The 17,348-nt window shown below is 49.7% G+C and carries 18 protein-coding genes; 12 read left to right on the forward strand and 6 right to left on the reverse strand.

Annotated features, from left to right (window positions below; all coding sequences use genetic code 11):
• Positions 1-622: 622 nt before the first annotated feature.
• Positions 623-1,075: a DUF4826 family protein gene (locus EOE67_RS16005; protein ID WP_127700346.1), complete on the reverse strand. Its 453-nt coding sequence runs from the start codon at positions 1,073-1,075 to the stop codon at positions 623-625.
• Positions 1,076-1,341: 266 nt separating this feature from the next.
• On the opposite strand from EOE67_RS16005, the gene EOE67_RS16010 reads away from it, so the two are divergent.
• From EOE67_RS16010 to EOE67_RS16035, 6 genes are all read left to right on the forward strand, one after another.
• Positions 1,342-1,581, forward strand: coding sequence for a DUF2798 domain-containing protein (locus tag EOE67_RS16010; protein ID WP_127700347.1), 240 nt, complete (start codon positions 1,342-1,344; stop codon positions 1,579-1,581).
• 52 nt (positions 1,582-1,633) lie between these two features.
• Positions 1,634-2,146, forward strand: coding sequence for a DUF2938 family protein (locus tag EOE67_RS16015; protein WP_127700348.1), 513 nt, complete (start codon positions 1,634-1,636; stop codon positions 2,144-2,146).
• A gap of 73 nt (positions 2,147-2,219) precedes the next feature.
• Positions 2,220-3,104, forward strand: coding sequence for a LysR family transcriptional regulator (locus EOE67_RS16020; RefSeq protein WP_127700349.1), 885 nt, complete (start codon positions 2,220-2,222; stop codon positions 3,102-3,104).
• Positions 3,105-3,201: 97 nt separating this feature from the next.
• Positions 3,202-3,870 carry a TetR/AcrR family transcriptional regulator gene (locus tag EOE67_RS16025; RefSeq protein ID WP_127700350.1) on the forward strand — a complete coding sequence of 223 codons (669 nt, stop codon included), beginning with the start codon at positions 3,202-3,204 and terminating at the stop codon, positions 3,868-3,870.
• A gap of 72 nt (positions 3,871-3,942) precedes the next feature.
• A complete protein-coding gene (locus tag EOE67_RS16030) occupies positions 3,943-4,650 on the forward strand; it encodes an SDR family oxidoreductase (protein WP_127700351.1) in 708 nt (235 codons plus the stop codon).
• Positions 4,651-4,802: 152 nt separating this feature from the next.
• Complete coding sequence (locus tag EOE67_RS16035) at positions 4,803-5,267, forward strand: GNAT family N-acetyltransferase (RefSeq protein WP_127700352.1); 465 nt, start codon at positions 4,803-4,805, stop codon at positions 5,265-5,267.
• A gap of 1 nt (position 5,268) precedes the next feature.
• Here the strand turns inward: EOE67_RS16035 and trpD are convergent, their stop codons facing one another.
• A complete protein-coding gene (gene trpD, locus EOE67_RS16040; protein WP_127700353.1) occupies positions 5,269-7,974 on the reverse strand; it encodes an anthranilate phosphoribosyltransferase in 2,706 nt (901 codons plus the stop codon).
• A gap of 196 nt (positions 7,975-8,170) precedes the next feature.
• On the opposite strand from trpD, the gene EOE67_RS16045 reads away from it, so the two are divergent.
• Together EOE67_RS16045 and EOE67_RS16050 are read left to right on the forward strand one after the other, a co-directional pair.
• Positions 8,171-9,154 (forward strand): SPFH domain-containing protein, encoded by a 984-nt coding sequence (locus EOE67_RS16045; RefSeq protein ID WP_127700354.1) that lies wholly within the window; start codon positions 8,171-8,173, stop codon positions 9,152-9,154.
• Between the two features lie 124 nt (positions 9,155-9,278).
• A complete protein-coding gene (locus EOE67_RS16050) occupies positions 9,279-9,734 on the forward strand; it encodes an NfeD family protein (RefSeq protein ID WP_206099631.1) in 456 nt (151 codons plus the stop codon).
• A gap of 179 nt (positions 9,735-9,913) precedes the next feature.
• On the opposite strand, the gene EOE67_RS16055 is transcribed toward EOE67_RS16050, so the two are convergent.
• Positions 9,914-10,735: a hypothetical protein gene (locus EOE67_RS16055; protein WP_127700356.1), complete on the reverse strand. Its 822-nt coding sequence runs from the start codon at positions 10,733-10,735 to the stop codon at positions 9,914-9,916.
• Positions 10,736-11,289: 554 nt separating this feature from the next.
• Here EOE67_RS16055 and EOE67_RS16060 point away from each other — a divergent pair.
• Positions 11,290-11,445 carry an NfeD family protein gene (locus tag EOE67_RS16060; protein ID WP_127700357.1) on the forward strand — a complete coding sequence of 52 codons (156 nt, stop codon included), beginning with the start codon at positions 11,290-11,292 and terminating at the stop codon, positions 11,443-11,445.
• Between the two features lie 292 nt (positions 11,446-11,737).
• Here the strand turns inward: EOE67_RS16060 and gorA are convergent, their stop codons facing one another.
• Positions 11,738-13,084, reverse strand: a complete 1,347-nt coding sequence (gene gorA, locus EOE67_RS16065; protein ID WP_127700358.1) for a glutathione-disulfide reductase — start codon at positions 13,082-13,084, stop codon at positions 11,738-11,740.
• 191 nt (positions 13,085-13,275) lie between these two features.
• Here gorA and EOE67_RS16070 point away from each other — a divergent pair, with 191 nt between their 5' ends.
• From EOE67_RS16070 to EOE67_RS16080, 3 genes are read left to right on the forward strand one after another with little or no spacing between them, the layout of a single operon-like run.
• Positions 13,276-14,634 carry a DNA recombination protein RmuC gene (locus EOE67_RS16070; protein WP_127700359.1) on the forward strand — a complete coding sequence of 453 codons (1,359 nt, stop codon included), beginning with the start codon at positions 13,276-13,278 and terminating at the stop codon, positions 14,632-14,634.
• Positions 14,634-15,461, forward strand: a complete 828-nt coding sequence (locus tag EOE67_RS16075; RefSeq protein ID WP_127700360.1) for a substrate-binding periplasmic protein — start codon at positions 14,634-14,636, stop codon at positions 15,459-15,461. Before EOE67_RS16070 ends, EOE67_RS16075 begins: the two co-directional genes overlap by 1 nt.
• On the forward strand, positions 15,458-15,946 hold the full coding sequence (locus EOE67_RS16080; RefSeq protein ID WP_127700361.1) for a hypothetical protein: 489 nt from the start codon (positions 15,458-15,460) through the stop codon (positions 15,944-15,946). Before EOE67_RS16075 ends, EOE67_RS16080 begins: the two co-directional genes overlap by 4 nt.
• 33 nt (positions 15,947-15,979) lie before the next feature.
• On the opposite strand, the gene EOE67_RS16085 is transcribed toward EOE67_RS16080, so the two are convergent.
• The gene (locus tag EOE67_RS16085) at positions 15,980-16,666 is read right to left on the reverse strand and encodes a hypothetical protein (RefSeq protein ID WP_127700362.1); all 687 of its coding nucleotides are present in this window, start codon (positions 16,664-16,666) and stop codon (positions 15,980-15,982) included.
• 109 nt (positions 16,667-16,775) lie between these two features.
• A complete protein-coding gene (locus tag EOE67_RS16090; RefSeq protein ID WP_127700363.1) occupies positions 16,776-17,315 on the reverse strand; it encodes a hypothetical protein in 540 nt (179 codons plus the stop codon).
• Between the last annotated feature and the right edge of the window lie 33 nt (positions 17,316-17,348).

The raw sequence follows: 17,348 nt of genomic DNA on the forward strand, positions 1-17,348 counted from the left end.
CGAGTTGAGCAATGAGGCGGGGGGCTACTCTACATACGAGGTCAGATAATGCTGCCTCTAGGGCGGAACAGCCTCCCCGGTAAACTGATAAAATTATTAACTCAATAAGATTCAACATACAAGGGCGGATCAGCGCAGCGCCATCCGCCGTGGCGGCATAAAACGAATGCCTTTTGATGTATCGGGCGTTGCCGGTGGTGGATGGGGCTACGCTTATCCACCCTACGCAATTAAAGTTAAATGAGCATTCATTGAAGGCACCGCACACAAGGGCGTACTCGCCGAATACAGTACGCTGCAGGGCAATTTCCACCACCATCTTCAACAAATTTTAATCAACATTTCGGCGCACTACCGCTTGCGCGGTGAGTGACGCCCTACGGTTTTTTTATTTTTAAAACAATAGCTTAAGCGGGTTTTTGTAGGGCGTACTCGCCGAATGCAGTACGCCGCAGCGCAATATCCACCACCATCGTCAACAAATTTTAATCAACATTTCGGCGCACTATCGCTTGCGCGGTGAGTGACGCTCTACGGCATTTTTATATTTTAAAACAATAGCTTAAGCGCATTTTTGTAGGGCGGATAAGCGAAGCTCCATCCGCCGTGATGTGAGATAAAACTAATCCAGATCCCACAGCTCATCATCGGCCGCCCACAGCGTCAACAGCTGTGCCTGGCGGCTGAGTTGTTTCGCCTTCACGGCTAATTCGCCGGTAAGCTCGGGGCTACCTGACCAAGCCGTCCCTTTATTGGCCGCTGCTGCCAACGCCGTCCATTTACGGGCAAAGGCAGCCATCGCATCACGCGGTTCGGGTAAATCGCTGGCGCTGAGATGGTCAAATGGTACAGGTTGTGGTTGTACGCCGGTGCTATCACCAGCCAAAATCCAGTGCCCGACAAACCCCGGATCGTCCGGGTTTTCCACCGCCCATAATCCGACATAAGGCGCGGTATACCACTCCGGCCAGTCGCAAATCACGCCATGCGGAATTTGCTGGGTTTTGACATAACTTTCAATTGCCACAAACTGACTGTCGCACCAAGCCCAGTCTTCTGCTTCGTCCATATCCATTTTTGCGTCTCCGAATCGTTGCTGAAAATACCACGGCATGATAGTGCAGGTATAAAGTTGTTATTGTCGGTGACACAGGCCGTTACGGCAATTTTTTTAGCCAACCATCCCAACACTCATATTCACTCAAAACATCTGCCCTCAAAAAAGCTGAGGTCAGCCTTCCAAAGATGCAATTGGATCCTAAAACCATCCGGGTTCAAAATTCGCATCAAGCCGCGCGACGGGGTGAAACACTTCACCGGCGCGGTTACTGGAGTTTGCAGATGATCCCACAACGTTTTAGTCCTTATGTGTTTTCGTTTTTTATGTCGTTGCTGATGTCCGGCATCATGTCCGGTTGCATCACGGTGTTGAACCTTGGTTGGGTTGACGGCCTGCTGCATCTCTGGTTACAGGCCTGGGCGGGTGCTTTTGTGATCGCCTTTCCGACTATTGTGCTGATCACGCCTTTGGTGCGGGCATTGGTGCTGGCGGTGGTGAAACCTAATCTGGTTCAGAGTTAGGTGTGAAGCGTGTTGAGATGGCAGGATGTGACAGGAAATTTGGAGAAACAAGATGATTGATTTATCACCCATATTAGCCGCCATGGTGATTGGCGCAGGCGCTACGGCGCTACTGGATTTATGGTCGCTGCTGCTGAAAAAAGTAGGGAACATCCCATCACTAAGCTTTTGCCTGGTGGGGCGCTGGTTCAGCTTGATGCGGCATGGTCAGTTCCGGCATCCCAAAATTGGCAGCGCCCCAACGCAGCCTTTGGAGTGTGCCCTTGGCTGGACAATCCATTACCTGACAGGCATGCTGTTTGCGCTGCCGCTGGTGCTTTTAAACGGCGGCCAATGGCTGGTTGAGCCTAGTTTGCAGTGGGCGTTAGTGCTGGGGATTTGCACCGTATTATTCCCGTTTTTGTTGATGCAACCGGCTTTTGGTATGGGCATCGCAGCGGCAAAAGCACCAAAGCCCTGGTCAGCCAGAACAAAAAGCCTGCTGAGTCATACCGTGTTTGGCGGTGGTTTGTATGTGGCGGGTATGGGTTATCAATGGGCTGTGACTCAGTTCGGGTTTGCGTAAAACGGCGCACGCCACACAAGTACGAATACGAGTACCCAAATATCACTGAAGATTTCAGCAAACAGGGCAACGGATGGACATTTATCAGCTCAAAACTTTTGTCACAGTCGCACGGCAGGGCAGTATCACCCGAACCGCGGAATTGCTGTTCCTGAGCCAACCGGCGATCAGCGCCCATATCAAAACGCTGGAAGACGAGCTAGCGCTCACGCTGTTTGAACGCACGCCACGTGGCATGAGTCTGACTGCGCAAGGGCTGGCATTGTTAGCTAAAGCGGAACAACTGCTGGCATTACATCAGGAAATCAAAACCGATGCCCGGCAATTAACCGGGCAGCTCAGTGGGCGAGTCCGGTTGGGGTCGAATCGAACGCCAAGTGCGCAGGTACTGAGCAAACTGTTGGCACAACTGGCGGAAACTTGTCCGAGGCTCGAAGTGAGTCTGGAATATGGCAGTGCGGCTGAAATCATCGAAGCTATTGATAAAGGTCGGATTGACGCCGGTTTTTACACTGCCGATCCGTCGCCTGGCGGTTTAATGCAGTTGCCGGTCGATAGTTTTGGCGTGTATCTGGCGGCGCCGGTCGGTTGGGTTGATGTAACGCAGTCGCCAGACTGGCAGCAACTCAGTCAGTTGCCGTGGATTTGTCCGGCCACCAACACTTGTTGTGGTCGACTGGCCGAGCAACTGTTTACAGAACACAACTTTCGGCCGCTAAAAACCATTCATGTTGATCAGGAGCATGTCACCCGCACCTTAATTGCCGGTGGTGTCGGTTTAGGTTTGTTGCATCAACCGACGGCGTTGGATGCACAAAGCAAAAACGAATTAGTATTGCTTGGCCCGGCGTTGCAACAGGTGCAGGTCTGGTTTGGGGTATTGGCACAGCGCCAGTCAGAACCCTTATTACAAGCGGTATTAGCAACGATGCAGCAAGTAAATCCCAGCTCTTTGTAAATCAATCCACACTTTCAACTGCTGTGAAAATAAAGGTTGCTTTTTATATAAAGCTAAAATATGATGTTCATCATATTATCTGGCAAGGTAAATAGCGATGGCGATTTCAGGCAAAGCAGTTGATGCAAAAAAAGAAAGCAAAAAGGAACTGACCCATCAGCGGATCCTGGCGACTGCTGCCAAGATTATTCGTCGCGACGGCTTTGAAGCATTGGCGGTGGCTGATGTGATGAAGCAGGCCGGGTTAACTCATGGCGGTTTTTATGCGCACTTTGCCAATCGTGATGCGTTGCTGGCAGAAGCTTTGGCTTATGCCGGAACAGATAGCCAAGGCGCGATGGAGAACGGCTTAGCGCTGCAATGTTTAAGCACGACTGCGGCAAATCAGCCAGCCAGCGAGCTACAAACCTTTATTGAACTGTATCTGTCAGAGCAGCATTTATTCGCCGCCCAAAGTGGTGTCGGCTGCCCGGTCGCGGCGCTTGGTGGTGAGTTTCATCGGCTGGACGAGCATAGCCAAACCGTGGCGGCAAAAGTGGTTACAGCGCTGGTGGAGCGATTGGTGCAGCTGGGCGAGGGTAACATCAGCAAACAACAAGCATTTTTGTGCAGTAGTGCGATGGTTGGCGTGATCCAACTGGCGCGGGCGCTCGATCGCAGCGAAGCATTAGTTTATTTAGACAGCAGCCGGCAGTTATTGCTGGAACAATTTTTAACGCCAGCTGTTATGAACAGCAGCATTGAATTCCTGAACAAAACGCCCTAAACATCGACGGGTTCGCCCATTTTTTTAAACTAAAATATGATAATCGTCATATTGAATTGAAAGGATCGACCGATGAAACTTGAAAATTCCGTGGTATTTGTCACAGGCGCCAACCGTGGTTTAGGTCTGGTCTTTGCAAAACAAGCACTGGCGCAAGGTGCCCGCAAAGTGTATGCCGCAGCCCGTAACCCCGACAGCATCACGCTTCCAGGCGTGATTCCGGTGAAACTTGATGTCACCAATGCCGATGATATCGCAAGGGTGGCGCGCGATTATCCGGATGTGACCTTACTGATTAATAATGCGGGTGTCGCTGAAATGGGCCCGATGCTGGCGGCTGATGCCGAGGCGATGTTACGCCGGCAAATGGAAACCAATGTGTTTGGCCCGCTGCGGTTAAGTCAGGCCTTTGCGCCAGTGCTTGAGCAAAATGGCGGTGGTGGCATTATTAATGTGCTGTCGATTGCCAGCTGGATCACCGGGCCACTGCTGGCGACTTATTCAGTCACAAAATCAGCGGCCTGGTCGATGACCAATGCGCTGCGTCAGGAATTGCAGGCACAACAAACCCAGGTGCTGGGGCTGCATGTTGGTTTTATCGATACCGATTTAACCCAAGGCTTAGACGTGCCAAAAGTATCGCCAGAACTGGTGGTGGCTGAAACTTATGCCGGTCTGGAGCAAGGCGCGCACCAGGTACTGGCCGATGACGTCACCCGTCAGGTGCACGGTTCCTTATCGGGATATCCGGATATTTATCTGCAGGCGATTAATCATTAATTTACCGCTGGCTTGAATTGGCAGTGATTCTCAGTTGAAATACGGCGTGATGGCAGCGGATCTTTAACGAACCGCTGCTTTTTCGCTTTGCTCTGCGTATTTTATCGCAGTGTATTTGCAACAGTTTTTCCAAGCTATTTAAGGACAGCCAGATGCCCGCCGACTATCAGCAAACGAATGATCTGCCAGCCAACGATCTGCCCGCTAAGTACCAGCTCGAACTCAAAACACCTTCGGTCACCGATTATTGTCATTTACGCCTCGCCAGCGGCCTATCGGCAAAAACGATTGAGGCCGCCACTATTGGCCTTGCCGCTACATTATTTGCGGTGCAAATCACTTTGGCAGAGGAAGTGGTGGCGATGGGGCGGTTGGTTGGCGATGGTGGTTGCCATTGCCAGGTCTGTGATATTGCGGTGCTGCCGGAACATCAGGGCCAAGGTCTTGGCAAAATGGTGATGCAGGCGCTGATGGATTACATCGGGCAACAGCTGCCTGCGAGCTGTTATATCAATTTAATTGCCGACGGTGATGCCCGTTATCTTTATGAAAAATATGGTTTTACCGATGTAGCACCGGCTTCAATTGGCATGGCATTACCACTGAAAAGTCGCTGATCTAGCTATGAGTACGATAACCCGGTGCGACCAAAGGCATCGTCAGGGTGAAAGTGCTACCGACACCGGCTTGTGAACTGACGGTCAATTCGCCGCCCAGCACACCACTGGCCAGGCGTTTGCAAATAGGCAGACCAAGGCCAGTACCGTTACTCATATTGGCGCTGAAAAACGGGTCAAACACCCGGATTTGTTGGGCTGTGGTCATGCCGCAGCCGTTGTCGCTAATGCTCAGTTGCAGCTGTTTTTCTTCCACTAAAGCCTGAACAACCACCTGGCCATTGGATCTTTTGACAAACGCATGTTGGGCGCAATTTTGTAGCAACTGACCGACAATTTGCCCGACCGCTGCCGGGAAGCTATCGCAGCCAATCGGCGCCAGCAACTGGTTCTGCACGGTGAGCGATAGCGTCTCAAAAATGGGTAACATCGCCTGTACTTTTTGTTCGACAAGCTCGTTGAGCGAAAAATGGCGGCGCTGCTCGGCAATTTGTGCTGTGGCAACCTGTTTAAAATTGTTGATGAGCTGCACTGTTTGCTGCGCCGAGCGTACCGCTAGATCAAGCATTTGCGCGCTGTTTTGCAAATGCGCGGCTAAGGTGGTTCGGGACAAAATGCCACCGGCCAGCTGTCCGGCAATGGTGGCGACATCCCCTTGCAACGCCGTCGTTGCGGTCAGAATATTGCCTACCGGCGTGTTCATTTCATGGGAAATACCCGCGACAACGGTGCCCAGTGCCGATAGTTTTTCGGCTTCGATCAGCTGATTTTGCATCTGCCGTAGCTGTGTCACCGCTTGCGACAATCCCTTGGTGCGCTCGGCGACAATCAGTTCCAGTTGATCACGATGCCGGGTCAGCTCATCGGTGGTGGTTTTAAAGGCGGTGACATCGCGGGCAATCCCCATCACACCATTTAAAACGCCATGGTGATCAAAAAAAGGTGTCTGAATAATTTCGACATATTCCTGATGGCCATCACCGGCAAAGGTGATCCATTGCCACGACAACACCGCGCGCTTTTCGCGCAGCGCCAGTTCAAACGACTGAAACAACGCTGCCGCTAGTTCTGCCGGCAAAAAATCAACGTCACGCCGTCCTTTAATCAGGGCTTCCGGGGTGCCAAAAAACCGTTCAAACCGGTGATTACAATTCAGGTATCTTCCGGCTTTGTCCTGCAGCCAAATCAGATCCGGCAGGGTTTCGATCAGGGTATGCAAGCGGGCGCGTTTGTTTTGCTCTGATGCTTCCAGCCGCCGTTGAGCTGTGATGTCGCGGCTGATCAGCAGGATATTATCGCCATCGTTAATCGGGATCAGTCGCTGCGCCAGTTGTAAATCGTGCATGCGCTCTTCCCATTGCGCGATATGGGCTTGTTGTTGCACGGCCGCCAATTGCTGCCGATGCTGCAATTGCAGATCCGCCGGCAATAAAGTGCAATAAGGATGACCAAACATGTGCGCCGGTGACAATTCAAATAAGCGGCCAGCGGCGGTATTGCTAACTAACACCAAACCTTGTTGATTCAAAACCAGAATGCCGTCGGGGGCCGATTCCAGAATGCCTTGCCAGATCCGCTCGGCAGAAGGCGGCACCAGCGCCGGATCCGCTGCTGCAAGTGGCGCTACTGTGGGTGATTCCACCCCTGTTGCAACAACGTTTTTCACGGCAGGCGTCGCTGGTTGTGCTGCTAAATCGTGCGACATCATCACCAGTTCACGTAATTTGCGGGTAACTTTACCTTCGTCAATCAGCTGGGCGGCAAGTTGAATGCCCTCTGCAAAATTGGCAGCACGATGGCCCATCATCAGTGCGCCAGCGCTATTCAGTAAGACCGCATCCCGGGCCGGCCCATGTAGTTTGCCGGCGAAAATCGCCCGCAGTAATTCAGCACTCTCTAATGGCACCTGGGAGCCAATATCCGCCAGTTTGCAGCGCTGCAAACCAAAATCTTCCGGACAAATCTGATAGCGTGTTAGTTGCCCATTTTCCAGCTCCAGAATTTGCGTTGGACCGAGCAACGACAGTTCATCCACGCCATCCAAACCGTGCACGATCATCGCCCGGCTAAATTCAAGCTTATCAGCGACATAGGCCGTGGGTTCAACTAAATCCTGGCGAAATACGCCTAGCAGGTGGCGCCTGGCTTGTGCCGGATTGATCAAAGGCCCAACCAGGGTATAAAAAATAGTTTTGATGCCAAGGCTGGCTTCCACTGGTAATACCCGGCGCATTACCGGGTTAAAATCGGGTGCATGAATAAAACCGATGCCAATTTGTTCAATCATTTGTTCAATCGCGCGCGGCGCCTGTTTGAGCACCACGCCCAGCGCCTGCAACACATCGGCGCTGCCACATAAACTGCTGATTGAACGGCTACCATGTTTTGCCACCGGAATACCGGCCGCCGCACAAACAAAAGCGCTGGCGGTGGAAATATTAAAAGTGCTGAGACCACCGCCGGTGCCGCAGGTATCGAGCAAATCTTCCGGCACTTTGGGCTGGATCGGCACCGAATAATGACGCATCGCTTGAACGATGGCGGTGGTTTCGGCTGGTGTGACGCCTTTAAGTAGCAACCCCATCAGAACTGCGGCCAACTGGGTGTCGTTCAGTTCGTCGTTGGCAATGGCGCTGAGAAGTAGCGATATTTCAGCGGCGGTGAGTTCCGCTTTTACTGAAAGTTGCTGCAACAGGTGTCGAAACATGGAGGGTCCTTGTGTTTGATCAAACCGCTGATCGATAGCGGCTATCAGCCACCTCAGTATAGCCAGCGCCGTGCTGACGGATAAATATTCTGTTGCGCTGGCATTGTAAAGAAGTTGTTGAAATCAAGAGGTTTTACCGTTAGGGTGACGCTGTTATACCGATACTTTAACCCGTCCAAAAAATGAGGGACTTTAAATGGAATTTCCATTGGATTTATTGACCAGCCCGGCACTGTGGCTAACGCTGGTGTTGATTTTCACCATGAAGAAAGGCATTCACTTTGTGCCGCAAAACCGTGGTTATGTGATTTACCGCTTTGGTAAATACACCAAAACTTTAAGTTCCGGCCTGAATTTTATTGTGCCTTATATCGAGTCGATTGAAGCAGACCGCAATTTGAAAGAACAAACGCTGGTCATCCCACAACAATCGGCCATCACCAAAGACAATATCGCGTTGATGATCGACGGCGTGTTGTTTATCAAAGTGATTGATGCCGCGGCAGCAACCAACAATATTACCGATTACAAACTGGCCTGTACGCAGCTGGCGATGACGTCGATGCGTAACGCCATCGGCTCGATGGAACTGGATGACTGTTTCCAGAATCGGGCGGCGATTAACGCCAAAATTCAGGAAGCGATGCAAGAAGCGACGCAGCCTTGGGGTTTAATCGTGCTGCGTTTTGAATTGCTGGAAATTTCTATTCCGCCTTCAATCAAAGAAGACATGGAAAAACAAATGACCGCTGAGCGGCAAAAACGCTCGGCCATTCTGACCGCTGAAGGTGTGAAGATTGCGGCGATCACCACGGCTGAAGGTCAGAAACAAGCCAGGGTTTTGGATGCAGAAGCGGCGAAATCGGAACAGGTTTTAGCGGCCGAAGCCAGCAAAGAAGCACAAATTCTGGAAGCGACCGGTAAAGCCGAAGCGATCCGGTTAGTGGCAATTGCCGAAGCGGAAGCTTTGACCACCATTGGCGCATCAGCAGCCACCAGCGAAGGCCAGAAAGCCGTCGCCTTGACGCTGGCACAGGGCGCGATTGAAGCGCATAAAGCCATTGCTCAGGAAGGCACGATCGTGCTGACCGATGGCAAAACCGGCGACAATATTGCCAATACAGTCGCGCAGGCGATGGCGGTGTCAACGGCAGTGAATCAATCGGCTTCACGTCAGTAAGTAATTGTTTGTCAAAGCTTTATAGTGAGTTAAATCGATGATTGGTTACTGTGGTGGAACATCTTCGCCACAGTGACTACTTCGACCGCCCAACCAACAGAGTGACACCAGCATGAACAGCATCATGGAATACTTTTCGCAGCATCACGACCAGTTGTTGTACGCCATTGCCGCCATTAGTTTGTTATTAGAGCTTGGCGTATTAGGCATGAGCGGCCCGTTGTTATTTTTTGCTTTTAGTTGCCTGATCACGGGGTTGTTAGTCAGCGCTGGCCTCATCAGCGGCTGGGAAACCGAACTGTTGCTGGTTGGCGTGTTGTCGTTCGCCAGCGCAGTATTGCTGTGGAAGCCCTTTAAAAACTATCAAAATGCCAAAGAAGCCCCTAATACCAGCAGCGACATGATTGGCCGCCAGCTATTGGTTTCAACGGCTATCAGTCAGGATGCCGGTAGCGTCGCTTATTCAGGTATCGAATGGCAAGCAAGATTAGCTGCTGGCGAAACTGGCAATATAGCTGCTGGCACCCGCGCAGAAGTGGTGGCTGTGGATGGGTCTTTGTTGTTGGTGAAGGCGGTTTAATTCAAGGTTGCAACGAACAGTAGGGCGTCACTCACCGCGTAAGCGGTAGTGCGCCGGAGTTGTCCATATCGGTTGCTCTAGAGTGATTCTTACAAACGGCGGACCCGGTGAGTCCGCCCTACTTTTTCACATATAATCAGATATTTACCGTAGGGCGTCACTCACCGCGTAAGTCTTGGCTAACAATCAGATTGGTAAGATCCAGACCATACGCCATTACTGTAGACATCCCAGGTGCATTGCACAGGCAGACCGCCATGGTTGCCTCCCGTTCCAGGCTCACCCGGTTCACCATAGCCACCACCAGGGGCAGTTGTTGAAGGTCGGATATCCACCAGCTTTTTTAGCTCTTCATGCACACATTTACTGACTGAAAGAGGCGTGCTTGCTTTGGTATTGATAATAAAGCGCAGCGCTACACCTTCAATTACAGTTGCATTATCCTCTACAGATGCTACGGGGATTCCACTGCCGTAATCAATCTTATCGACTACTTTTGAAAAAGTGGCCGATGTTGAAGTGAGTCCTGCTGTGACGCTGTCATGATTTTGATTCGGGTAATAGGTGCGGGTAATATATTGCACATTGGATTCTGAATTGACTTTAAACGTACCACTGGCGGATACACTACCAAACTGGCTGGATGGCGAAGTAAGACCAAAAGAAACCGCATCCAGGCTGAACACACTGAGCCCGTCTTTATTTTTAAACCAGCTCACAGTTTCGGTTCTTTTATGAATTAAACTGTTATTTGCGGCAATTTGCAAAGTGTTTAGCCTGCCACTGCTATCCAGCGCATCCCTGATAGCTCTGACGTGAGGGTTCTGACTGCACTGATCTGCGCTCTGAGCCTGTGCACTGAGTCCAGATGGCGCGGCTACGGCATAAACACCCAGTTGCTGAATCAGCTCCGCCGGAATTTGGCTAATCCCTTGCTTCAAATGATTTCTGGCTTCAGCAGCAACTTTGAGTAATCTGGTTACTTCGGCTTCTACCGACACATTACTGGCAGCCAGAGTCAGGTTGTAAGAAGGTCCTCCCTGATTAGTGTGATATAACCGAAAACCATAAACCTGCTGGCTTGCAGCGCTATAAACGACATAACGTGTTTCAGTACTACGGCACTGCTCAGAGGCCGGATCCGGTACTTCAGTGGCATAACTACATTGGATTTGCGGCGCAGCCTGCTCTTTGGCATCACTGAGCGCTTGCTGATAAGAACAATATTCGCAAATAGTTGCTTTCGCGCTAATAGCCGCTTGGGATCCTTCAGCCCAACCTAACCCTGTTAACAGCAAAAAACTCGTTGCACCAAGTTGCATCCTTTTCATGTCACTATCCTGTGTTTAGATACAATATGAATTATTGACGCACAGATACCGCCAGAAAGTGGCGATATAAATTCACAATAATGCAAATTAACATGTATGCATACCTAAATTTAGTACAAGTTTTGCTTTGGTCTCTGCAAAAGAAATTTAACCAGCGCAGTCCGGTAGTCGAGGCGTTTGCAAACTAACAAAATGTTTAAGAAGCATCGAAGCCTGGCAGCGGCATGATTGGCCGCCAGTTATTGGTTTCAACCGCCATCAGTCAGGATGCCGGTAGCGTGGCTTATTCAGGTATCGAATGGCAAGCAAGATTAGCTGCTGGCACCCGCGCAGAAGTGGTGGCTGTGGATGGGTCTTTGTTGTTGGTGAAGGCGGTTTAATTCAAGGTTGCAACGAACAGTAGGGTGTCACTCACCGCGTAAGCGGCAGTGCGCCGGAGTTGTCTGAAAATATTGTTAAGGATGATCCTGGCAAACGGCGGACCCGGTGAGTCCGCCCTTTCACATATAATCAGATATTTACCGTAGGGCGCTACTCGCCGCGTCAGCGGCAGTACGCCAGATGTTGAATTGATATTGCTTTGCTTGACGGCGGACCCGGTGAGTCCGCCCTTTTTGACTAAAATTCATAGAGTTGCGTAGAGTAGTCGAGCTCCCGAATCCGCTGTAACACCTACCTCATGGTCACAAATTCCTCAGCCGAAGTCGGATGAATCGCCACGCAATTATCAAAATCAGCTTTGGTCGCGCCCATTTTAATTGCCACCGCAAAGCCTTGCAGCATCTCATCCGCGCCAAAGCCAATCACATGTAAACCAACAATTTTTTCATCACTTCCTGCACACACCAGCTTCATCCGTGTCGGTTGGCGGTGGCTGGTCAGTGCGCTGTACATGGCGGTGAATTCACTTTGGTAAATCTTCACGCCATCACCAAACTGCGTGCGGGCTTCCGGCTCCGTCAGGCCGATGGTGCCGATGGCCGGGTGCGAAAACACGACTGTGGGAACCAGTTCGTAATTGAGGTGCAAATCGGTTTTGCCGTTAAACAAGCGCTCGGCCAAACGTCGCCCTGCAGCCACTGCGACCGGTGTTAAGGCCAAACGGCCGGTGTTGTCACCAATGGCGTAAATGCCCGGCACATTGGTATTTTGGAATTTGTCAGTAGGAATAAAACCTTGCTCGTCAGTAGCGACACCAGCGGCTGGCAGATTTAGTTTGTCGGTGGCAGGCGTGCGGCCAATCGCCCAAATCAGGCAATCAACTTCCAGGGTGCGGTCATCGCTCAGCTGCAGCAGCAAACTGCTGTCGGCTTGTTGCGCTACCGAAAGTACTTGCGTCTGTGGATGTAACGTCAGGCCATCGCGCGCCATTTGCTCCACCAACGTATCGCTAAGGATGGGGTCGAAGCTGCGTAGGGGTTTGTCGTGGCGCACCAATAAATGGGTTTCAGAACCTAAAGCATTCAGTACCCCGGCAATTTCGACCGCGATATAACCGGCGCCGACGATGGCAACGCGTTTTGGCTGTTCGGCCAGCGCAAAAAAACCATCACTGTCGATACCAAAACGGGCACCTGGGATTTCTAGCCAGCTTGGCCGGCCGCCGGTGGCAACACTAATATGGTCGGCGCTGTATAAAGTACCGTTCACATCGACGGTGTTTTTATCAATAAAACGGGCAAACCCTTGAATAACAGTGACATTATTTTTAGCCAAAACTCTGTCGTAAGACGCATGAATACGACCAATATAAGCTTCGCGACTGGCCACCAGCTTGTTCCAGTCCAATGCCGGAACATCCACCGGATAACCGTAGTCCGGCGCCAGTTTTAACGCTTCGGCCACTTGTCCGGCAAACCACATAGCTTTTTTCGGTACGCAACCGACATTCACACAAGTGCCACCCAAGGCTTTGGCTTCGATGATGGCGCATTTTTTACCATGGCTGGCCGCGCGATTAACGCTGGCAATACCGCCGCTGCCACCACCAATGGCTATATAGTCAAAATGTTGGGTCATAAGCTGTGTCCTGTGTGAATGCGGCAATAAACAATGAAGATTGTTATATGGGGTCGGGCGGGCATTTACAAGAGCTGGCAGGTGCAGGGCGCGTAACCACGTCCCACTGGGCGTTTTTCGTTGATCGCTGTATAGTAATACAGTGCTGCAAAATGAAAGTGCAAAATACGACTTGAGATCAGGAGCTTAGAATGGATGTGATCGGCAACAACCCGCTGGCCGGGTGGTTGGTATTAACAGTCCTCGCGCTGCTGGCGCTGTTATGGCAGCTGTGGTCACGCCAGCGTCAAACGGCATTGTTGCATTTAGACCAAGCCAGAACGGAAACCCAACTTGCCGCCGCCGTGCAGCAATTACAAGAACAAAAACATCAGAATTTTGCGCTCAATGACGAGCTGAAACAGCAGGCACAGCATTATCAGCACCTGAAAGAAAAATACGACCGGCTGACGGTGTTATTGCAAGAACGGCAAAGCCATTACCAGAGCCAGCTGGCGTTATTAAAAGACAATAAACAACAGTTAAAACAAGAGTTTGAATTGCTGGCGAATGAAATTTTGCAGCGCAAGGGCGAAGACTTTAAGCAGCAAAGCACTGAAAGTTTATTGCAGCTATTACAACCACTGCAGGCCGATATGAAAGGTTTTCGCGACAAAGTGGAATCCATTCATACCGAAGAGTTAAAACAGCGCTCTGAGCTGAAAACCGAGCTGGTGAACCTGCAAAAACTGAATTTTGCCATTACCGACCAGGCCGCCAGACTCACCAACGCCTTGCAGGGCCAGAAAAAAGTGCAGGGCAACTGGGGCGAACTGATGCTGGAAAACGTGTTGGATAATTCCGGCCTTCGCGCCGGCGTCGATTATCAGCGTGAAGTCAGTTTTCAGACCGAAGAAGGCCGTCGTCGGCCGGACGTGATTATTTACCTGCCACAACAAAAACATCTGGTGGTTGATGCCAAAACCTCGCTGGCGGCCTATACCCGTTATGTCAATGCCGAACAAGATGACGAGCGCTCGCTGGCGCTGGCCGAACATTGTCAGGCAGTGCGCGATCGGATTGTTGAACTGGCCGATCGCAACTACTATCAACTCAATGGCTTAAATTCACCGGAAGTGGTGTTTATGTTTATTCCGATTGAATCGGCTTATGTTGAAGCACTGAAACAAGACCCCATGTTGTACCAAAAAGCGCTGGAGCGTAACGTACTGGTGGCAACACCAACTACTTTGTTGACCAGCCTGAACATCGTGCGGCAATTGTGGCGGTTTGAAGATCAGAATAAACACAGTGCAGAGCTGGCCAATAGAGCGGAGAAATTCTACGCCAAATTGACGTCTTTTCTCGATAGTATGCAAGGCGTAGGTAAACAACTCGACAAAGCGCGCGAAAGCTACGATAAAGCCTTTGGGCAACTGTATAGCGGCAAAGGCAATCTGATTAAACAAGCGGCGGAATTTAAAGAACTAGGAGTCGCAGTGAAAACTGAAATGGCGGCAGATTTGCTGGAAAAAGCCAATCTGGAATTGCCGGGGAGCATCGAACCCTAATGTTTACCTTGCTGCTTCGCCGGTTGCAGATCGCATCGTCCATCGGTTTGCTGTCCTGTGGCTTGATGTTCGTCATGCTGTCAACTCCGGCGCAGGCCGTCGATCGCGCCGTTGAACCGGCCTGCCATTTATTAGCACATCTCAATGAAAACAAAGAAACGGTGGCCAAAGAAGGCCTGACGCTGCCGCGTTGGTATGAATTACATCACCGTTTGCTGACCTTATTAACCGACGAAGCCGGTTGTACCCTGGAAGTGATCGGCAGCCCCTGGTCACGGTCGTTGACCTTGTTACAGCAGGGGAAAATCGATTTGATGCTGACCATGTCCTATACCGAAGAACGCAATCAATACGCCGATTTTATCGGCATTCATTACATGGAAGAATCGGTGTTGGTGCTGCATAAAGATCAGCTCGCCAAAGTGAAGCAACTGGCGGATATTAAATTATTACCAGGCCCGATTGGCGTACTGCGGGATGCTTTTTACGGTGCTGCTTTTGAGCAAATGAAAACAGAACCCTCGTACCAGCCATTTTTACAATACGCCAATAGCCTGACGCAAAAGCTGAATATGTTACAGCGCCATCGGGTACTTGGCATGATTGAAGACAAAACCCAGTTTTTAGAATGGAGCAGAGCCTATCCGGACCTGGCGGCTACCTATCAATACAGCCTGACCTTGCACCGCGCACCGGTGTATATAGTGGCCAGCCGCAGCAGTTTAACCCCAGCTCGCCGACAGCGGTTGCACCAAGCCTGGCAACGGGTGTACGGCAAACCGGCGCATCTGGCGATCCTGGCTGAGTTTGGCTGGTCGTTAGAATGAAACACGGGAACCCGCTGTCGTTGCATTACCCAACACAACGTCCAGTCGCCTGGGTTGGCGGGGCTTTAGATCCGACAACCCGGCTGTTAAAACGTTTTGTCCGGCCAGGTCAGCAGTATTTCCGCTGGACTGAACATAGGGCGCTGAGCCGCTGGCTCGATGCACACCGCGATCAGCAGGCGCTGGTGATTGCGCACAGTTACGGTGCCAGCACTGCGGTTACCGTAATTGCTGCCGGTCATCCGGTGGCGGAGTTGATAACGATTGACCCTGTCGGTTGGCGTAAGCCTAGAGGTGCTGCGCTTCAACTATATTGCCAGCGTTGGAGCAACTATCAGGCAGTCGATACCAAATTCAATGTTGCCAATCTGGTGGCAACTGTTGGCGGTAGCTGGCGCCGATGGCCAGCGGCATTTGCGCATCAACATTTGGAAATCCCCGCGGATCATGCAGAAATTGTGGTGAAAGTGCTGCGGGGGTTGTGACTTCGTAAGTCCGGATTAATTTGCTTGTTAGTTTTACAACCCAAAGACTTCTTCGAATTTTTCACCATTATTTAAACGTTCCAAACCAAAATATAGAGATTTTGGCTCTAAAGCTTCAATCGCTATTCTTGAAGCTTGATATGATTTAACACTGGTATTAGGAAAATTATGAAAAAAGAACACAGACTTTATCTGCTCCACGTCTTCTTTTGATACACTAATGTTTTCGATTAGGAAAGGTATCCGATAATCTACTTTAATTCCTGTGCCTTCAATAAACCAAGCTGGCAATTCAGTATGTTCAACAAGAAAGTTTGTTCTATACCTCACCTCGGCGTGCACTAGTCCATGAGCAATAACATCAACATTTAATCCTTTAGGGCCTAAGAAAATGCATTCCCTAAAGAACCCAGAGTTCTGCATGCCTGTAGGATTTAATCCAAATTTTTTATATTCAAGATTATTCGTAGCGATTATTCTAGGAGAGGCTTTTGTTACACCATATACCTGTTCTATACGGTCGTGCGCTTGATTAATTGTATTTCTAAGTGACGAACGTTGTTCACTGGTTAAGCTAGAGTCCGAATACACATTAGAGTGTATCTCTTCAAAACCAATTAAAGTTATAGCTTCGCACGCTATAGCTTCTTTCTTAAAAAAAAGAAAAGAAGAGATTAATAATGATAGAAAAATAATGAAGCTAACGTTCAGGACTCGCACATACTCTCCTTGTAAAAATAACGTCCAAATAATGTGCTAAAAATGATTGACTAAATTCGCGAAGCGACAGCCAATCGTTTTAGTCCTGATTAATTTGCTTGTTAGATTTTTACTTGATAACTTTCCTGAAATAATTATCGAGGGAAATAGAGGAATGCCTTGTTTCAAGTGTTTTTCCAGAATTTTTAGCAGACTTTTGTCCAAAATATAATTTTTCACTATCAATGTATATTAAAGTGTAATTCGGAGGAAGATCTCGATTACCTGAATTGTAATTAAAAATTTCATTTAGACCGTTAGCATCAATACTCTCTTCACTTATTACTTTACCTCTAATATCAAATTTAGAGATATCCAGAGCATCAAACATCATTGAGTTACATTTTGTATCGTTTGGATGGAAATATTCTGTTCGATAAGTGGAGTTCAGTGAAGAATCTATACTTAGTTTGATCTTGACGTTCCATGCATCTTTTAAATCGTCACTCGGAAATTTATTGTAAGCAGAACATTCTTTTACCCAAGATGTATTGGATAATTTTGTTTGAAAGTCACTTGTTGACGTTTCATTAGCCGAACCTCCTTCAGAACCACCACAAGAAGACAAGACCATTGATGAAAAGACTATAACTATCCATAAATTTTTCATTTGCACTCCATGTTTTAATAAAAATTGTCCAGC

This window comes from Rheinheimera riviphila (genome assembly GCF_004005945.1).
Classification (GTDB): domain Bacteria; phylum Pseudomonadota; class Gammaproteobacteria; order Enterobacterales; family Alteromonadaceae; genus Pararheinheimera; species Pararheinheimera riviphila.

Excerpts from the sequence above, each read along its gene's own strand:
- EOE67_RS16090 (WP_127700363.1), bottom strand. The coding sequence starts at position 17,315 with ATGAAAAATTTATGGATAGTTATAGTCTTTTCATCAATGGTCTTGTCT.
- EOE67_RS16045 (WP_127700354.1), top strand. The coding sequence starts at position 8,171 with ATGGAATTTCCATTGGATTTATTGACCAGCCCGGCACTGTGGCTAACG.
- gorA (WP_127700358.1), bottom strand. The coding sequence starts at position 13,084 with ATGACCCAACATTTTGACTATATAGCCATTGGTGGTGGCAGCGGCGGT.
- EOE67_RS16015 (WP_127700348.1), top strand. The coding sequence starts at position 1,634 with ATGATTGATTTATCACCCATATTAGCCGCCATGGTGATTGGCGCAGGC.
- EOE67_RS16005 (WP_127700346.1), bottom strand. The coding sequence starts at position 1,075 with ATGGATATGGACGAAGCAGAAGACTGGGCTTGGTGCGACAGTCAGTTT.
- EOE67_RS16025 (WP_127700350.1), top strand. The coding sequence starts at position 3,202 with ATGGCGATTTCAGGCAAAGCAGTTGATGCAAAAAAAGAAAGCAAAAAG.
- trpD (WP_127700353.1), bottom strand. The coding sequence starts at position 7,974 with ATGTTTCGACACCTGTTGCAGCAACTTTCAGTAAAAGCGGAACTCACC.
- EOE67_RS16075 (WP_127700360.1), top strand. The coding sequence starts at position 14,634 with ATGTTTACCTTGCTGCTTCGCCGGTTGCAGATCGCATCGTCCATCGGT.
- EOE67_RS16030 (WP_127700351.1), top strand. The coding sequence starts at position 3,943 with ATGAAACTTGAAAATTCCGTGGTATTTGTCACAGGCGCCAACCGTGGT.
- EOE67_RS16070 (WP_127700359.1), top strand. The coding sequence starts at position 13,276 with ATGGATGTGATCGGCAACAACCCGCTGGCCGGGTGGTTGGTATTAACA.
- EOE67_RS16020 (WP_127700349.1), top strand. The coding sequence starts at position 2,220 with ATGGACATTTATCAGCTCAAAACTTTTGTCACAGTCGCACGGCAGGGC.
- EOE67_RS16035 (WP_127700352.1), top strand. The coding sequence starts at position 4,803 with ATGCCCGCCGACTATCAGCAAACGAATGATCTGCCAGCCAACGATCTG.
- EOE67_RS16010 (WP_127700347.1), top strand. The coding sequence starts at position 1,342 with ATGATCCCACAACGTTTTAGTCCTTATGTGTTTTCGTTTTTTATGTCG.
- EOE67_RS16060 (WP_127700357.1), top strand. The coding sequence starts at position 11,290 with ATGATTGGCCGCCAGTTATTGGTTTCAACCGCCATCAGTCAGGATGCC.
- EOE67_RS16050 (WP_206099631.1), top strand. The coding sequence starts at position 9,279 with ATGGAATACTTTTCGCAGCATCACGACCAGTTGTTGTACGCCATTGCC.
- EOE67_RS16080 (WP_127700361.1), top strand. The coding sequence starts at position 15,458 with ATGAAACACGGGAACCCGCTGTCGTTGCATTACCCAACACAACGTCCA.